Raw genomic sequence first — 16,897 nt, 5'->3', positions numbered from 1 at the left:
GGTCCGGCCTTCGGATGAGTCTAATGTTCCGGTTACCGGCGCGTCGGCCGACCCGTGCGAGGAATGTCACCCGCCGCGGATCCCGGCCCAAATCCCGGCCCGGATCCCGGCGCCGGCGGGGCACGGAGCAGGACGTACCGGCAGGCAAAACCGCCGGGCGGTCCTGAAATCCAGGTCCGCCCGGCGGTCGGGGTGGTGCGGTGGGGGCGCGCCGTCGGGCCGCCGGCGGGGCCTAGGCCCGGCCGGAGGTCTTCTGGGTCTGCCGGGACACCGAGTCGATGACGACCGCGGCGAGCAGCACCGCGCCGGTGATCATGTACTGGATGGAGGTGCTCATGTTGAGCAGGTCCAGGCCGGTCTGGATGGACTGGATGACCAGCATGCCGAGCAGCGCCGACCAGACGTTGCCGCGGCCGCCGAAGAGGCTGGTGCCGCCGATGACGGCCGCCGCGATGGCGAGCATCAGCAGGTTGCCCTGTCCGGCCTGCAGGGTGGCGGTGTAGGTCTGGCCGGCCAGGAACAGGCCGCCGATGGCCGCGAAGCCGCCGGAGATGGCGAACACCGCAATCCGGATCGCGGCGACGCTGATGCCGGCGCGGCGGGCGGCCTCGATGCCGCCGCCGACCGCGAAGACCTTGCGGCCGAAGGTGGTGCGGCGCAGCACGAAGTCGCAGACCACCAGGGCGACCAGGAAGATCACCAGCGCGTTGGGCACGCCGGAGGACTTGTTGAGCACGTACGCGGCCACGTAGGAGACCACCGCGAGGGCCACCACGCGCAGCAGGATCTCGCTGGTGGGCCGGAACGGGACGCCGGCCTGTCGGCGGCGGTACTGCTCGACGAGCGAGCTGACCAGCAGCGCGGCCACGCCGACCGTGGCGAGGACGTACGCGCCGGCGATCGACTGGTTCATGAAGAAGGAGCGCTGGCCCAGGAGGTGCATCGGGCCGTGGTCCTGGATCGAGAGGCTGCCGGTGGAGCCGAGCACCCAGAGCATCAGGCCGTTCCAGCCGAGGTTGCCGGCCAGGGTGACGACGAACGCCGGTACGCCGATCTTGGCGAAGAAGAAGCCGTGGATCGCGCCGATGCCGATACCGGTCAGCACGGTCAGCAGGACGGCCAGCCACGGGTTCATCCCGTGGGTGGTGGCGAAGATCGCGAAGATCGCCGCCGACAGGCCGCTGACCGAGGCCACCGACAGGTCGATCTCGCCGAGCAGCAGGACGAACACCAGGCCGATGGCGATCATGCCCGTGGCGGACAGGAAGTAGCTGATGTTGACCATGTTGTTCGAGCTGAGGAACAGGCTGTCCTTCACCTGGAAGATCGTCCAGATGATGATCAGGCCGACGACGACCGGCAGTGATCCCAGCTCGCCGCCCTTGAGGCGGCGCTTGAACTCGGTGAGGTAGCCCCGGAGCCCCTCTTCGCGGATCAGCAGCCGCGGGTCGACCGCCTCGACCGCGGGAGGAGGCACCTCGTCCGCCGGCTTCGACGTGTCGAGGGTGCTGTTGTCGCTGCTCACTTGGCCGCCTCCACGTTGCGCGCCTGCCGACGGGTCACGGCGTTGTCCGTGGCGCCGGTGATCGCCGCGATGATCACTTCGTTCGTCGTGCCCTTGACCGGGAAGGCACCGTTGTTCTTGCCCAGCCGCAGCACGTGGACGGTGTCCGCGACGGCGGTCACATCGGCCATGTTGTGGCTGATCAGGATCACCCCGAGGCCCCGCTCGCGCAGCCGCTCGACCAGGTCGAGGACCTGTGCGGTCTGCTCGACGCCGAGGGCTGCCGTGGGCTCGTCGAGGATGACGACCTTGGGGTCGCCGATCAGGGCGCGGGCGATGGCGACGACCTGGCGCTGGCCACCGGAGAGGCTGGCGATGGGGATCCGCACGCTGGGGATCCGGATCGACAGGGTGCTGAGGAGTTCGCGGGCGCGCTTTTCCATCGTGACCTCGTCGAGGCTGCCGAAGCGGATCAGCTCCCGTCCGAGGAAGAGGTTGCCCACCACGTCCAGGTTGTCGCACAGGGCGAGGTCCTGGTAGACGGTGGCGATACCGAGCTGCTGGGCGTCCTGCGGCCGGTGGATGCTGACCGGCCTGCCCTCCCACTCGATGACACCCTCGTCGATGGGGTGAACCCCGGCGATCGTCTTGACCAGCGTGGACTTTCCGGCGCCGTTGTCGCCGACCAGGGCGACCACCTCTCCGGAATTGATCTCAAGCTCGACATCGGTGAGGGCCTGGACCGCACCGAAGCGCTTGGAGACTCCGCGCAACGCCAGCACGGGCGTAGCGGACACGTGAACCATCTCCTTCGCCGCCTGACCGGCGGGGATGCCGCGTGCTGGATACAGCCGCGGAGGGAGTGCGCAAAGCACAGGATGACAAGAGAACGGGGAACGGGGGAAGGGGTATGCCCGCTCCCCTGCACTGCCGCCTCCCGGCGTAAGCGTTTCCGTCCGGCGCCCCGCCTCGGCAGCGGGGTGGTTTGGTTGAGGCGGGGCGCCGGACAGGCTTCTACAGGAGGGTGTTGCCGGTACTACGAGATGCCGGCGTCCTTGCACGCCTGGGCGAACTCGGCGGTGCACAGCTGGGCGGTCGTGTACAGACCGTCCTTGATCACCGTGTCCTTGATGTTGGCCTTGGTGACCGACGTGGCGGGCAGCAGCTTGGCCGGCACGGTCTGGCCGGAGGCGCTGGTCGCGGTGGTGTCGGCGGCCGACTTGAAGTCCTTGCCCAGGAGCAGGTCGACCGCGATCTCGGCGGTGGCGTCCGCCTCGGGCTTGTAGGCCTTGTAGATCGTGCTGGTCTGGGCGTTGGTCAGGATCCTCTGCAGACCCGCGAGCTCGGCGTCCTGGCCGGTCAGCGGGACGCTGATGCCGGCGCCCTTGAGGGCGGTGGCGATACCGCCGGCCATGCCGTCGTTGGCGGAGTAGACGCCCTTGATGGAGGACTTGCCGAGCTGGGTGATCGCCGCGGTCACCTTCTGGTTGGCGACGGTGTCCTTCCACAGACCGCTCTGCTCGTAGGCGATGTCGACCTTGCCGTCGAGGATCTTGTGGGCACCGGCCTTGAACTGGGCGGCGTTCGGGTCGGCGGGGTCACCGTCGATCATCACGATCTTGGACTGCGGGGTGGCGTTGGGACCCATCGCGTCCAGCAGCGCCTGGCCCTGCAACTCGCCGACCTTCTCGTTGTCGTACGAGACGTAGGCGGAGATGGGGCCCTCGGCGAGACGGTCGTAGGCGACGACCTTGATACCCTTGGCGACGGCGGCCTCGACGGAGGACTTGATGCCGACGGAGTCCTGCGGGTCCAGGATGAGGACCTTGACGCCCTTGGTGATCATGCTGTTGACCTGCTGCGCCTGCTTCTGCGGGTCGGCGGCGGCGTTGTCGTAGTTGACGACACAGTCGGGGCAGAGTTCCTTGATCTTCGCCTCGATCAGCGGGCGGTCGAACTTCTCGTAACGGGTGGTCGCGTTCTCCGGCAGCAGCAGGCCGATGGACTTGGCCTTGCTGTCACTGCTGCTCGACCCCTTGTCGTCACCCGCCTTGCCACAAGCGGCCATGGTGAGCGCGATCGAAACGGCTACCGTTCCGACAGCGAAGCGACGCGTCATTGCGTTCATGTGAGGTTGCCTCCCTGACAGGGCCGCAACACCGCGGCCGAGGTGGTCGTGAGTCAACTCCGGCTGGCACCGTGTCGTCAAGAAGTAAACACTTAACGAGATGGCAACGGCGCGTTTCGTTAGCTGTGTGAACGCTCAGTTATGCCGAAAATGCGGGCTCATCGGTCTGGACATTTCCATCCAGAAGGGTCGAATCGCCCATCTCGCTCAACACCAGGGCAAGAGCCCCCAGAACCTCCGCACGGGCGCCCAGCGCGCCGGGCATCACCGACAGCCGCTGCGCCGCGCTGGGGATCGCGTAGCGGGACACCGATTCCCTTATCGGACCCAGCACCAGCTCACCGGCCTCGGCCAGGTCGCCGCCCAGCACGATTCTGCTGGGGTTCAGGATGTTGCAGAGGCTCGCGACGCCCATGCCGATGTGCCGGCCGACGTCGCCGATCACCCGGCGGCAGCCCGGGTCGCCCTGCCGGGCCAGCTGGACCATCTTGGGCACGGTCAGACCGTCGCCGTGGCTGCCGCGCAGCAGTTCCAGCACGTAGCGCGCCGCGGTGAACGTTTCCAGACAGCCGCGGTTGCCGCAGCGGCACACCGGCCCGGACTCGTCGAGGGTGATGTGGCCGATCTCGCCGGCCGTGCCGCCGGGTCCACGGTAGATCCGGCCGTCTATCACCAGGCCGGCGCCGACACCGCTGGCCACCTTGATGTACGCCAGGTTTTTCACCCCCCGGCCGCCGCCCCAGACCAGCTCGCCGAGCGCGCCGAGGTTGGCGTCGTTGTCCACCTGGACCGGGACGCCGAGCCGGTCGGTCAGCTCCTGACGAGGGTTGATGCCGCTCCAGCCGGGCAGTATGGCCGTCGACCCCAGGGTGCCCGACTCCATGTCGATCGGGCCCGGCACGCCGAGCCCGACGCCGAGCACCTTCTCCGGGTTGATGCCGGTGGACTCCACCAGCCGGGCCACCAATTGCTCGGCCCGGTCGAAACCCTGCGAGGCGGAGGCGTCCACGTCGATCGGCTCCGACTGCTCGGCGAGGACCTGGTGGGCCAGGTTGCCGACCGCGACCCGCAGGTGCGAGTGGCCGAAATCGACCCCGACGACGATGCCGGCGTCCCCGGACAGCGCCACGCTGCGCGCCCGCCGACCTCCCGAGGAGGTCGGCGTGACCTGCACCGTTCCGTTGTCCCGCAGTTCGCGGACGATGTTGGACACCGTCGCGGCGGACAGCCCCGTACTCCTGGCGATCTCGGCCTGGGTCAGCGACCCGGCGAGCCGTACGGCACGCACGACGCGTTCCAGGTTGGCCCGGTGCAGCGATGACTGCGATCCCGGAGTCTCCACTTCCACTCCTGCCCGGCAGACGGAGCGCCTCCGGCTGCCCGCACGGACGGGCACCCACGCCGGCATCACACCAGCGAGACCCCGTCGTCTACAACATGTGAACTCTAAGTTGAGTGTTTGGGGCGATGTCCCGTCAAGGGGCAGAACCACTCCGTTATGCGCATCGCTCCTGGACGCCGAGCGGCGGCTCCGCGTGATCGCGGAGCCGCTGGAAGGACTCGGTGGCTGCCCCGTCGCAGCTGGACGCCCTACTTCAGGGTGCCCGCCGTGAGGCCCGCCTGAACCTGGCGCTGGAAGGAGAGGTACACCACGAGCACCGGCAGCATCGCGATCACCATGCCGGCGAAAAGTGCCGGGAAGTCGCCGGAGTACCCCTGGGACAGGGCCAGGTTCACCAGGCCCTGGGCCAGCATCGAGTGGTCCTTGTCACTGCTGCTCTGCGGCTGCATCAAGGTGACCGGCAGGATGTACTGGTTCCACTGGCCGAGCACGTTGAAGATGCCGACGCTCAGCAGGCCCGGCTTGGCCATGGGCAGCATGACCTGGAAGAACGTCCGGGTGTGCGAGGCCCCGTCCAGTACCGCCGCCTCGTGCACCGCGGTCGGCAGCGTCTTGAAGAACGAGTGCATGAAGAAGGTGGTGAACGGCAGCGAGTACGCGATGTAGACCAGGATCAGGCCCTGGTAGGTGTTGAGCATGCCGAGGTTCTTGACCATGAAGAACAGCGGCACCAGGGCGAGGAAGTACGGGAACATCGCGCCGCCGACGAACAGGAAGTAGAAGAGCCTGTTGCCGGGGAACTCGTAGCGGGCCAGGACGTAGGCGACCATCGAGCCGAGGAGCATGGTCAGCGGCACCGAGAAGATCATCACGATCACGGTGTTCAGGAAGAAGTCGCCGATGCCCTTGTCCCAGGCCCGGCCGAACGCGTCGAAGCTCCAGTGCGCGGGCCAGGACCAGGCGCTGCCGCCGATCTCGGCGTTGTTCTTGAACGAGCCGAGGACGATCCAGCCCAGCGGCAGCACGATCAGGATCGCCCACAGCGCGAGGAAGCCGTGCGAGAAGACGTTCAGCACCCGGCCGCCGGCTCCGTCGTAGCGGTTCTCGTCGTCGGAGGTCTTCGGCCTGCCGCGCAGCCCGCCGGCGGGGACCTGGTCCAGCAGGCCGGCCTGCGACTCGGTGATGGGTGAGGTCATGGCGATTCCCCGCTCAGAACTCGATGCGGTCACGGCGGGAGACCCGGAGCGTGACGGCGGATACGATCAAGGTCACCAGCATGATGATCACGCCTTGGGCGCAGGCGTAGCCGCTCTTGCCGAAGTACAGGAAGTTACGCATCAGGTAGGTCGCCATCACCTCGCTGTGGTGATCGGGCCCACCTCCGTACGTTCCCTGGGTGAGGCCGGAGACCAGGGCGAAGAAGTCCATGGCGAAGATCGAGATGTAGACCCAGGAGGTCTGCACGCTGTCCCACAGCAGCGGGAGGGTGACCTTGAAGAAGGTCTGCGACCGGCCGGCGCCGTCCAGCAGCGCCGCCTCGTAGATGTCCTTGGGGATGGACTGCATGGCCGCCGAGAACAGCACCAGGTAGAAGCCGACGCCGGCCCAGACCTGGATGGCCAGCAGGCACCACAGCACCAGGCTGGGATCGTTGAGCCACTCGATCGGGCTGTTGGCGTCCTCCAGGTGGAGTTTGATCAGCGCGCCGTTGAGCAGACCCGAGGGGTCGCTGCGGTACACCGCGCCGAACAGCACGATCAGGATGGCGACCGACAGTACCTGCGGGAAGAAGTAGACGACCTTGTAGACGCCGGCCCCGCGGACACCCTGGACGCCGCCGGCCGTCTCCCGGCCGCCCACGTTCACCATGAAGGCGAAGAAGAGCGCGAGCAGAATGGTGATGACCGGCAGGAAGATCAGCAGCAGGATGTTGTGCCACAGCGCCGTTCTGAACACATCGTCGTGGAACAGCGCGCTGTAGTTGTCGAACCCGACGAACGTGAAGTTCTGCGACTCGCCCTTCCAGTCCGTGAGCGAGTAGCCGAAGGTCTGCAGATACGGCCAGATCACGAAGGTGACGTAGAGAACGAGGGGGACGATGAGGAACCCCACGATAAAGGGGTATTTGCGATGCTGCATGGATCCTGCTCCTGATCGGGAGGCTGCGCCGCTGCGGGGGCCGGGACGGGCCCGGCCCCCGCAGCGCGCAGGGCGTCGCTAGGTCAAGCCTTCTTGGCCTTCTGCGCGGCCTGCTTGGCCTTGGCGATCCACTGCGCCGGGGTGAGACGCTTGGCCATCAGCTCGGCGCTGATGTTCTGCAGTGCGGTGTCGAACTCGCTGTTGGTGTTCGGGTAGTTGAAGTTGAAGGTGTTGCTGCCCGCCGCGGTCAGCGCGGTCACGGTCGAGGCGGTGCCCGGACGGAGCTTGACCTCGGGGCCCACGCCGTCCTTCAGCACGGTGAGCGAGTTGGCGGCGGCGGCGAACCGGCCGGAGCCCTCCTTGGTCAGCATCATGCGCAGGAACTCCAGGCCGCCGGCCTTGTTCTTGGCCTTCTCCGGCACGATGAAGGGCTCGCCCGCACCGGCGCGGATCGCGTCGAACGGGAGCTTGTCGCCCTCCAGCGACGGCATCGGCAAGAACTTCATGTCGAAGTCGGCCGGGGTGGCCTTCATCTGCTCGTTCTCCAGCCAGGAGCCGCACGGGATGAAGGCGGCCTTGTACTGGTTCCAGGCGGTCTGCGACTCGATGTGGGTCAGACCGTTGGTGCCGGGGAGCAGGTAGTTGTTGCTGACGATCTCGTAGATCGCCTCGATGCCGTTCTTGACGGCCGGGTCGTCCCACGCGGTGTCGTCGAAGGCGTCGATCCGCTTCTGCAGGTCGAGACCGCCGTTCTTGGCGATCAGGTCCATGATGGCTACGTTGATGTAGTACGGGTACTTGCCCTGGTGGGCGAACGGCGCGATGCCGGCCTTCTTGATCTCCGCGGAGAGGGACAGGAAGTCCTTCCACGTCTTCGGCTCGGTCCAGCCCTTGTCCTTGAAGAGCTTGCCGGAGTACCACAGGCCCCACACGGTGTAGATGTAGCTCAGCGAGTACATCTTGCCGTCGAGGGTGCCGGTCTCCACCGTGCCGGGCTGCAGTACGTCGCGGACCTTCTTGGTCGGGTCGTCGATGTACGGCGCGTCCAGCAGCGGGGTGAGGTCGGCGAGCTGGCCGTTCTTCTGCAGCACGTCCAGCTTGATCTGCTGGGCGCCCGAGTCGTCGATGACGTCCGGCGGGTTGCCGGCGTTGAATCGCGGCTGCAGCTTGCCCGCGATGTCCTGCGTGGGCAGCACGCTCGACTTGGCGCCGGCGTGCTGGGACTCGTACAGCTTGCCCAGGGCGGTGGCGTAGTCGTGGCCGTAGCCGCCGTCGAAGATGACGATGTCGAGGGCGTCGGCGTCCTTGACGCCGAACGGGTTCTTCGGGTCGGCGGTGGCGCCGGCCTTCGTGGCGGTCGGAGTGCTCGACGTGTCGTCGTCACCACCACTGGACGCACACGCGCTCAGCAGGCCGGCCGACGGGATGGCAACCAGGCCAAGCGCCGCGGAACGCCTGACCAGATCCCGACGGTTGATTTCGGATCCCATGCTCAAGTCCTCGCCTTCTCCAGGACTCATGCGGTGCAGCGGAATCCGCCGACGACCGCGAACAGATGAAGCGTGAGTTGATGCCGTGCATCCATCGGGGCGGGGTACGTCACCGTATCGCCGGGCTGATGCGCCCGGGTTCCCCCCGCCCCGCCCCGCTGCGACGCGGGTTCCTTGGACGCGACAGGTATAGTCCACTTCGCTCGGGCAGGGCAAGATCCATTGCCGGTTTGGACGGCAAGCTTTCCCGAGTTGAGACCTGTCCGAAACGTGGGATGACTTGACGGGCGAGGGATTCGGCCACGAACCGGCCGGATCTTGTATTCAACTCTCAGCGGATCCTTCTGACATTTGCGTTCAGGTAGTGAAAGGCCGTGCGCACGGTCACGTCCGGACAAAAACGGACGGGCCGCATCCCCGGTGACAGGGATACGGCCCGCCCTTCGGACCGGATGCTACGTGCTGGTTACTCGCGGATCAACGACCGCAACACGTACTGCATGATGCCGCCGTTGCGGTAGTAGTCCGCCTCGCCGGGGGTGTCGATGCGCACCACCGCGTCGAACTCGATGCCGGTGTCGGTGCTGACCTTGACCGTGCGCGGGGTGCGGCCCTCGTTGAGCTCGGTGACACCGGTGATGGTGAAGGTCTCCTCGCCGGTGAGGCCCAGGGAGGCCGCTGTGGCGCCCTCGGGGAACTGGAGCGGCAGGACGCCCATCCCGATCAGGTTGGAGCGGTGGATGCGCTCGTAGGACTCCGCGACGACCGCCTTGACGCCGAGCAGCGCGGTGCCCTTGGCCGCCCAGTCGCGCGAGGAGCCCGAGCCGTACTCCTTGCCGGCCAGCACGACCAGCGGGACACCCTGCTCGATGTAGTGGCGCGAGGCGTCGTAGATGAAGGCGACCGGGCCGCCGTCCCGGGTGAAGTCGCGGGTGAAGCCGCCCTCGGTGCCCGGTGCGATCTGGTTGCGCAGCCGGATGTTGGCGAAGGTGCCGCGGATCATGACCTCGTGGTTGCCGCGGCGCGAGCCGTAGCTGTTGAAGTCGCGGCGCTCCACGCCGTGCTCGGTGAGGTACTTCCCCGCGGGGGTGTCGGCCTTGATGGCGCCGGCCGGCGAGATGTGGTCGGTGGTGACCGAGTCGCCCAGCCGGGCCAGCACCCGGGCGCCGGAGATGTCGGTGACCGGGTCCGGGTCCGTGCTCATGCCGTCGAAGTACGGGGGCTTGCGCACGTACGTGGACTGCGGGTCCCACTCGAAGGTGTCGCCGGTCGGGATCGACAGCGCCTGCCACTGCGCGTCGCCGGCGAAGACGTCCTTGTAGGAGTCCTTGAACATGTCCTGGCCGATGGCGGACGCCACCACCTCGGTGACCTCGGCCTCCGACGGCCAGATGTCGGCCAGGAAGACCGGCGCGCCCTCGGTGTCGGTGCCGAGCGCGTCCCGGGTGATGTCGACCCTCATGGAGCCGGCGATGGCGTACGCGACGACCAGCGGCGGTGAGGCCAGGTAGTTCATCTTGACGTCCGGGTTGATCCGGCCCTCGAAGTTGCGGTTGCCGGACAGCACCGACGTCACCGCCAGGTCCGCCGCGTTGACCGCCTGGGAGACCTCCTCGAGCAGCGGGCCGGAGTTGCCGATGCAGGTGGTGCAGCCGTAGCCGACCAGGTTGAAGCCCAGCTTGTCCAGGTACGGCGTCAGGCCGGCCTTGTCGAAGTAGTCGGTGACCACCTTCGAGCCCGGCGCCAGGGTGGTCTTCACCCACGGCTTGCTGCTCAGACCGCGCTCGACCGCCTTCTTGGCGACGAGGGCGGCGGCGACCATGACGTACGGGTTGGAGGTGTTGGTGCAGGAGGTGATCGCGGCGACCGTGACGGCGCCGTGGTCGAGCTCGTACGTGGTCCCGTCGGGGGCCGTCACCGGGGTGGGCTTGGTGGGCACCCCGTTGGCGGCGGCCGGGGAGTCGGAGGCCGGGAAGGACTCCTTGCCCGCCTCCTCGTCGTCGGTGACGTAGTTGCGCACGTCGCGGGTGAACTGCTGGGAGGCGTCGGCCAGCACGATGCGGTCCTGCGGGCGCTTGGGGCCGGCGATGGAGGGGACCACCGTGGACAGGTCCAGCTCCAGCTTCTCGGAGTAGTCCGGCTCGGCGGCCGGGTCCAGCCACAGGCCCTGCTCCTTGGCGTACGCCTCGACCAGCGCGACCTGCTGCGCGGAGCGGCCGGTCAGCGTGAGGTAGCTGATCGTCTCGGCGTCGATCGGGAAGATCGCCGCGGTGGAGCCGAACTCCGGCGACATGTTGCCGATGGTGGCGCGGTTGGCCAGCGAGGTGGCGCCCACGCCCTGGCCGTAGAACTCGACGAACTTGCCGACCACGCCGTGCTTGCGGAGCATCTCGGTGATGGTCAGCACCAGGTCGGTGGCGGTGGTGCCGGCCGGCAGCTCGCCGGTCAGCTTGAAGCCGACGACCCGCGGGATCAGCATGGACACCGGCTGGCCGAGCATCGCGGCCTCGGCCTCGATGCCGCCCACGCCCCAGCCGAGCACACCGAGGCCGTTGACCATCGTGGTGTGCGAGTCGGTGCCGACCAGGGTGTCGGGGTACGCCTGGCCGCCGCGGACCATGACGGTACGGGCCAGGTGCTCGATGTTCACCTGGTGCACGATGCCGGTGCCGGGCGGGACCACCTTGAACTCGTCGAAGGCGGTCTGGCCCCAGCGCAGGAACTGGTAGCGCTCCTTGTTGCGGCCGTACTCCAGCTCGACGTTCTGGGCGAAGGAGTCCGGGGTGCCGAAGCGGTCGGCGATCACCGAGTGGTCGATGACCAGTTCGGCGGGGGCCAGCGGGTTGATCCTCGCTGCGTCGCCGCCCAGTTCCTTCACCGCTTCGCGCATGGTCGCCAGGTCCACCACGCAGGGCACGCCGGTGAAGTCCTGCATGATCACCCGGGCCGGCGTGAACTGGATCTCCTGGCTGGGCTGGGCCTGCGAGTCCCAGCCGCCGATCGCCCGGATGTGGTCGGCGGTGATGTTCGCGCCGTCCTCGGTACGGAGCAGGTTCTCCAGCAGCACCTTCAGGCTGTACGGCAGCCGGGCGGAGCCGTCCACCTTGTCCAGCCGGAAGATCTCATATGATTCGTCGCCCACCTGCAGGGTGCTGCGGGCGTCGAAGCTGTTCGCCGACACGACAGTCTCCTTCATGCATGTTTTCGCGCGTACCACCGCGTTGCCGCCGACCTGACGGTACGCCTCGGCAGATATCTCGATGTCGAGATAACTCTAGTACACCACCCCGGGCCGGTCATGCCCCGGCCCGGCGCACGCTCCGGTGTGGCGCCTACCCGCCGGGGAGGACGCGATGTGCGGGCCGGACGGGCAGAGCGAGGGACGCGTCATCGGTGACGGGTGTCGGGTTGCCACATCTCATATAAGAGATAACCTCGATGATATGACCGAGGACTACCTGGTACGTATCGGCAGGCTGATCCGGGACGCGCGGCAGCATCGCGGCTGGACGCAGGCACAGCTGGCGGAGGCGCTGGGGACCAGCCAGAGCGCGGTGAACCGGATCGAGCGCGGCAACCAGAACATCAGTCTTGAGATGATCGCCCGGATCGGCGAGGCCCTGGACAGCGAGATCGTCTCGCTGGGGTACGCCGGGCCGATGCATCTGCGAGTGGTCGGCGGACGCCGGCTGTCCGGCGCCATAGACGTCAAGACGAGCAAGAACGCCTGTGTGGCACTGCTCTGCGCGACCCTGCTGAACGCCGGACGCACCACGCTGCGCCGGGTGGCCAGGATCGAGGAGGTCTACCGGATCCTGGAGGTGCTGGGCAGCGTCGGGGTGCGCACCCGGTGGATCAACGACGGCAACGACCTGGAGATCGTGCCGCCCGCCGAGCTGGACCTGGCCGCCATGGACACCGACGCGGCCCGCCGCACCCGCAGCGTGATCATGTTCCTCGGCCCGCTGCTGCACCGTACCGACCGCTTCCAGATCCCCTACGCGGGCGGCTGCGACCTCGGCACCCGCACCGTCCAGCCGCACATGAACGCGCTGCGGCACTTCGGGCTCGACATCACCGCCACCGACGGCTCCTACCACGCCGAGGTGGACCGCGAGGTGGCCCCGAAGCGCCCGATCGTGCTGACCGAGCGCGGCGACACGGTGACCGAGAACGTGCTGCTGGCCGCCGCCCGCCACGACGGCGTCACCGTCATCCGCAACGCCAGCTCCAACTACATGGTCCAGGACCTGTGCTTCTTCCTGGAGGAGCTGGGAGTGCGGGTCGACGGCGTCGGCACCACCACGCTCACCGTGCACGGCCTCGCGCGCATCGACCGCGACGTGGACTACGCGCCCTCCGAGGACCCTGTGGAGGCGATGAGCCTGCTGGCCGCGGCCGTGGTCACCGAGTCCGAGCTGACCATCCGCCGGGTGCCGATCGAGTTCATGGAGATCGAGCTCGCGGTGCTGGAGGAGATGGGGCTCGACCACGAGCTGACCCCGGAGTACCGGGCGGACAACGGCCGCACCCGGCTGGTGGACCTGACCGTCCGCCCGTCCAAGCTGCGCTCCCCCATCGACAAGATCCACCCGATGCCGTTCCCCGGCCTCAACATCGACAACGTGCCCTTCTTCGCGGCCATCGCGGCCACCGCGCAGGGCTCGACGCTGATCCACGACTGGGTCTACGACAACCGGGCGATCTACCTGACCGAGCTGACCCGGCTCGGCGCCCAGGTCAAACTGCTCGACCCGCACCGGGTGCTCGTCGAGGGCCCGACCCGCTGGCGGGCCGCCGAGATGATGTGCCCGCCCGCCCTGCGCCCCGCGGTGGTCGTCCTGCTGGCGATGATGGCGGCCGAGGGCACGTCGGTGCTGCGCAACGTCTATGTCATCAACCGCGGTTACGAGGACCTGGCGGAGCGGCTGAACACGATCGGGGCGCAGATCGAGATCTTCCGCGACATCTGATGTGCGGAGGCCGCTTCACACCGTCTGACATGCCGTTCAGCGCGTCAGGGAGGGGTGCGGCGGCATCCGTGGGACTTTTCTGCAACGTGGGGCCGGTGGCGGGCTACGGGCCGCGCTCCACAGGCTCTGCCAACCGACCGCGGCTACGCGAAGATCGCGTCGATGGCGGCGCTGCCCCGTGTGCCAGCGCGGGGCGGGAAGGAAGATGGGAGTACTTCCGCAGCGTGAACCCGGGGTCGGAGTGCCCCGGCCAGCGTGCCGGGGAGACGACCGATGCGCCGGCCTTCAGCTCCCCGGCGGCGTAGGAGTGGCGCAGGGCGTGGAAGCCGTGCTCCCGGGACGGCTCCCACACGCGAGCACCGTCGGTGCTGCCCTCGTTCACGGGGCGATCACACCCGCCGTGGTCAGCGAGGGCTTCCACACGGAGGAGTTGCAGTAGTTCCGGTTGACGGCCTTCCGCTCGCGTCCTGTCACCAGGAGGCCGCAGATTTTCGGCCGCAGGTGCTTGGCCTCCACCGGCGTCTGAGCCGAAGTCGGGTCGTCCCACGGCAGGGTGACCGGCACCGGCTCACGCTGCTCCATGTGCTGCCGGACGGCTCGCGCCACACCGGCCGGCAGCGGGATGTCCCGGGCCTTGCGGCCCTTCGGAAGCGCGAAGCACGGTTTCGCCCGCACCATCTTGACCTGCCGCCGTACATGAACGATTTCCTTCTCGACGTCGATGTCGTCGGCTGAGAGACCGAGCGCCTCCCCTTGGCGGAGCCCGAGATCTGCTCCGATCACCAGGAGGAGCCGGCAGCGCTCCGGCAGGGCCTCCCGTACCGCCAATACCCGTTCGGGCGGCCACGCCTCGACTCTGCCGGATGCGGCGGCCGGGGGGCCGACCGTGCTGGACCGGCACGGGTTACGTCCGAGGCGGCGGTCCTCGACCGCGGCCTGGAGCACGCTGGAGAGCGTCGCCCAGACCAGGCGGATGGAGGTCGGACCGAGGTCCTTCTCCAGCCGCTTCTCCCAGTGGCGCAGGACTTCCGTGCCGATGGCGTCGAGCGGCCGAGCACCCAGGCGGGAAACGATGTGTCGCCGTACCCTCTGCTCAATCCGCTCGATCGTGGAGGGGTCACCGCTCCGCGTGGGCCACCAGTGGGTGGCGATGTAGTCCTTGAGGGAGGTGGCCCCATCGCGCGGATCGACGAATCCGCCACGGCGAGCGTCGGTCTGGGCCTGGGCGAGCCAGGTCCTGGCGTCCTGGAGGGCGTCGAAGGAACGGCCCTTGACGCCAGGAATTCCCCTGACCCGGTAGCGGGTGCACTTGCCGTACAGGGCCGCGCGTTCGCGTTCGCGGGTTTTCGGGTCAGGACGCTTCTTCAGCCATCGGTCTTCTATAGAGCCGGCTATCTCCCGTTCCTCTCTCCATAGAGCCGCGCTCGGCTCGAGCCTCATCGAGCGGACATGGTTCGATCAGCTGCGGCTACGAGTCGCCTGAGCGAGGGGACTCAAGGTGGCGTTGGAGCGGGAGTCCGACGCCTCCTGCTCGTCCGGCCGTCTATCGAGCGCGGTGCGGCGGTACATAACTCTTCCACGTCGTCCCAGTCGGAAGCCGGGCGGCCCTGTCCTCCGATGACGCCAGACATACAGAGTGCTTTCCGAGATGCCAAGATAGGTGGCTGCACCTCTCACGGTGAGCAGTGCAGCCACCACTTGCATCTGCACTGTCCGGGGATCGCTAACGGGCTGGGACAGGATGAAGACGTCCAAGGAAACGATCGCCACGATCACCGACAAGGCACTGGACCCGATGAACGAGTGGCGCACCCGCCCGCTCGATTAGGTCTACCCGGTCGTCTTCGTGGATGCCATCCACGTCAAGATCAGAGACGGGCAGGTCACGAACAGACCATCCACGGCGCCAGCGCGGTCACCTCCGACGGCTACCGCGAGATCCTCGGCCTGTGCGCGGGGCGAGGGCGGCGGAGGCGGAGGCGGAGGCGGCGAATACTGGCAGCAAGCGCGTAGCGTTGGCCAGCAGCGCCACACTCGCCACATCCGTTGCACCACTGCCGGAATGCGGAAAATATCCGCACCCGGCGGGATCCAGCCATTTCCATCACGCACACCCAGCGTGTCGACCGGAGGGCCGAGCGAGAGCTGCGCCCCGGTGACGTGCGCATGGTGCACGGCGGCAGGATTTCCGCTCGGCAGTGCCGCTTTACACTGTCGGCTGATCGGCATCTGCGTCGGCGGCGGGCGGCAGCGGGCCGGTTCCGGTCACCTTGACGAGTGGTGGACTAAACCCCATGCTGGTGATCCGGTCGGCTAGCGAACTTTCCCAGCAAAATGTCCGGGGAAACGGCGCCGAGTACGCCGTACGGAATGCACGCAGGGATCAGCAGAACCCAAGCACCCGATGTCCACATGAGATATCGACATGTGAGCCCGGCGTGTAGTCGATAGGCGTGATCGCTTTACCGCCTCGTGAAAGAGCGCCGCGCCCCGTAGGCGCGGTCCTGACGCAAGGAAGCGTGATCAGATGAGACCGCAGGATCCCGGCCACAGTTGTAGCCGATGTCGCGACCGCCGTCACACTGCTCCGCAGGGGCCGATGTGACGGGCATGCCGGAGAGCGGAGGACCGGGCCGCCCGCTCCGGGTGCGCCGGACCCCTGTGCTCCCGCCCGGGGCGGCACCCGCCATCCCACCTCACGTCCTGCCCGCGGTCGCGCACCCGGAGGGGGGCGCGGCCCTCCCGGCGCAGCGGCGCCTCGGCCTCACTCTCTACCGCCTCCGGCTGGAACACGAACTATCGCTACGCGCGCTGGCCCGGCTGCTCGGATACAGCGCCCACAGTGTCTTCGTGGACGTCGAGCGGGGGCAGCGGCTGCCCTCCGAAGCGCTGGTTGGCGCCTACGAGCGTGCCTTCGGCCTGCCGCCCGGCTCGCTGCTGAACCTGCGCCGGCAGGCGCTGACCGAGCGGGTGGAGCGATTGACCGACGCGCGGTCCCGCACGTTGGAGCCAGCGTCCGCTGTACCGCTCCCCGTACCGCCTGCTGCGCCCGCCTCCCGCTGGCTCAGTAGGTCTGTCCGCGTCGCGTCAGCCCTTGTCCGGCTGCCGGCCGCCGTTCTCAGTCTCGCCCGCCTGCCGGAGGGACGCCCCGCGGGAGCAGCCACCGCCCCCGACGGTAGCCGCCTGACCGGACGCGGCTGACACCCCTGCCGACGGCGGTGCGCCAACGGGCGGTGGCCGAGCGGTTCGCCGAGACCGGCGCCCGTGTGCGCGGGAGGCGGATCCGGGGGGCTGCCGGCCGCAGCCGCGCGAGGGGCGGTG

Annotated in this window: 12 protein-coding genes and 1 pseudogene; 3 read left to right on the top strand and 10 right to left on the bottom strand. The window is 68.1% G+C overall.

Going from position 1 to position 16,897, the window contains the following annotated elements; genetic code table 11:
- Nucleotides 1-232: 232 nt before the first annotated feature.
- The 8 genes from RLT57_RS25095 to acnA form a co-directional block, all read right to left on the bottom strand.
- On the bottom strand, nt 233-1,525 hold the full coding sequence (locus RLT57_RS25095; protein WP_399129345.1) for a sugar ABC transporter permease: 1,293 nt from the start codon (nt 1,523-1,525) through the stop codon (nt 233-235).
- Nucleotides 1,522-2,310 (bottom strand): ATP-binding cassette domain-containing protein, encoded by a 789-nt coding sequence (locus RLT57_RS25090; protein ID WP_311299520.1) that lies wholly within the window; start codon nt 2,308-2,310, stop codon nt 1,522-1,524. The genes RLT57_RS25095 and RLT57_RS25090 overlap by 4 nt, the downstream gene beginning before the upstream one ends.
- Nucleotides 2,311-2,540: 230 nt before the next feature.
- Nucleotides 2,541-3,632 carry a sugar ABC transporter substrate-binding protein gene (locus RLT57_RS25085; protein ID WP_311299519.1) on the bottom strand — a complete coding sequence of 364 codons (1,092 nt, stop codon included), beginning with the start codon at nt 3,630-3,632 and terminating at the stop codon, nt 2,541-2,543.
- A 139-nt stretch (nt 3,633-3,771) separates the two neighbouring features.
- Entirely contained in the window at nt 3,772-4,974 is a 1,203-nt protein-coding gene (locus RLT57_RS25080) for an ROK family transcriptional regulator (protein ID WP_311299518.1), read from the bottom strand.
- A 248-nt stretch (nt 4,975-5,222) separates the two neighbouring features.
- On the bottom strand, nt 5,223-6,170 hold the full coding sequence (locus RLT57_RS25075; RefSeq protein ID WP_311299517.1) for a carbohydrate ABC transporter permease: 948 nt from the start codon (nt 6,168-6,170) through the stop codon (nt 5,223-5,225).
- Nucleotides 6,171-6,183: 13 nt separating this feature from the next.
- Nucleotides 6,184-7,113, bottom strand: coding sequence for a carbohydrate ABC transporter permease (locus RLT57_RS25070; protein WP_311299516.1), 930 nt, complete (start codon nt 7,111-7,113; stop codon nt 6,184-6,186).
- An 83-nt stretch (nt 7,114-7,196) separates the two neighbouring features.
- Nucleotides 7,197-8,603: an N-acetylglucosamine/diacetylchitobiose ABC transporter substrate-binding protein gene (ngcE, locus tag RLT57_RS25065; protein ID WP_311299515.1), complete on the bottom strand. Its 1,407-nt coding sequence runs from the start codon at nt 8,601-8,603 to the stop codon at nt 7,197-7,199.
- 466 nt (nt 8,604-9,069) lie between these two features.
- Nucleotides 9,070-11,784 carry an aconitate hydratase AcnA gene (gene acnA, locus RLT57_RS25060; protein ID WP_311299514.1) on the bottom strand — a complete coding sequence of 905 codons (2,715 nt, stop codon included), beginning with the start codon at nt 11,782-11,784 and terminating at the stop codon, nt 9,070-9,072.
- 262 nt (nt 11,785-12,046) lie between these two features.
- On the opposite strand from acnA, the gene RLT57_RS25055 reads away from it, so the two are divergent.
- Nucleotides 12,047-13,576, top strand: a complete 1,530-nt coding sequence (locus tag RLT57_RS25055; RefSeq protein ID WP_311299513.1) for a helix-turn-helix domain-containing protein — start codon at nt 12,047-12,049, stop codon at nt 13,574-13,576.
- 378 nt (nt 13,577-13,954) lie between these two features.
- On the opposite strand, the gene RLT57_RS25050 is transcribed toward RLT57_RS25055, so the two are convergent.
- Nucleotides 13,955-15,016, bottom strand: a complete 1,062-nt coding sequence (locus RLT57_RS25050) for a tyrosine-type recombinase/integrase (protein ID WP_311299512.1) — start codon at nt 15,014-15,016, stop codon at nt 13,955-13,957.
- A gap of 18 nt (nt 15,017-15,034) precedes the next feature.
- Nucleotides 15,035-15,280, bottom strand: a complete 246-nt coding sequence (locus tag RLT57_RS25045) for a helix-turn-helix transcriptional regulator (protein ID WP_311300856.1) — start codon at nt 15,278-15,280, stop codon at nt 15,035-15,037.
- 43 nt (nt 15,281-15,323) lie between these two features.
- Between RLT57_RS25045 and RLT57_RS33735 the strand changes: the two are divergent.
- Both RLT57_RS33735 and RLT57_RS25035 read left to right on the top strand, forming a co-directional pair.
- Nucleotides 15,324-15,541 (top strand): annotated as a pseudogene (locus tag RLT57_RS33735) (transposase); the annotation flags it as partial.
- A gap of 645 nt (nt 15,542-16,186) precedes the next feature.
- The gene (locus RLT57_RS25035; RefSeq protein WP_311299511.1) at nt 16,187-16,777 is read left to right on the top strand and encodes a helix-turn-helix domain-containing protein; all 591 of its coding nucleotides are present in this window, start codon (nt 16,187-16,189) and stop codon (nt 16,775-16,777) included.
- Nucleotides 16,778-16,897 lie beyond the last annotated feature (120 nt).

It is taken from the genome of Streptomyces sp. ITFR-21 (genome assembly GCF_031844685.1).
In the GTDB taxonomy this organism is placed as follows: domain Bacteria; phylum Actinomycetota; class Actinomycetes; order Streptomycetales; family Streptomycetaceae; genus Actinacidiphila.
Note: the sequence above shows the minus strand (reverse complement) of the source record. Positions and strands in the feature narration are given on the sequence as shown.

Excerpts from the sequence above, each read along its gene's own strand:
- RLT57_RS25090 (WP_311299520.1), bottom strand. The coding sequence starts at position 2,310 with ATGGTTCACGTGTCCGCTACGCCCGTGCTGGCGTTGCGCGGAGTCTCC.
- RLT57_RS25050 (WP_311299512.1), bottom strand. The coding sequence starts at position 15,016 with ATGAGGCTCGAGCCGAGCGCGGCTCTATGGAGAGAGGAACGGGAGATA.
- RLT57_RS25055 (WP_311299513.1), top strand. The coding sequence starts at position 12,047 with ATGACCGAGGACTACCTGGTACGTATCGGCAGGCTGATCCGGGACGCG.
- RLT57_RS25045 (WP_311300856.1), bottom strand. The coding sequence starts at position 15,280 with ATGCAAGTGGTGGCTGCACTGCTCACCGTGAGAGGTGCAGCCACCTAT.
- RLT57_RS25075 (WP_311299517.1), bottom strand. The coding sequence starts at position 6,170 with ATGACCTCACCCATCACCGAGTCGCAGGCCGGCCTGCTGGACCAGGTC.
- ngcE (WP_311299515.1), bottom strand. The coding sequence starts at position 8,603 with ATGGGATCCGAAATCAACCGTCGGGATCTGGTCAGGCGTTCCGCGGCG.
- RLT57_RS25035 (WP_311299511.1), top strand. The coding sequence starts at position 16,187 with ATGCCGGAGAGCGGAGGACCGGGCCGCCCGCTCCGGGTGCGCCGGACC.
- RLT57_RS25085 (WP_311299519.1), bottom strand. The coding sequence starts at position 3,632 with ATGAACGCAATGACGCGTCGCTTCGCTGTCGGAACGGTAGCCGTTTCG.
- RLT57_RS25070 (WP_311299516.1), bottom strand. The coding sequence starts at position 7,113 with ATGCAGCATCGCAAATACCCCTTTATCGTGGGGTTCCTCATCGTCCCC.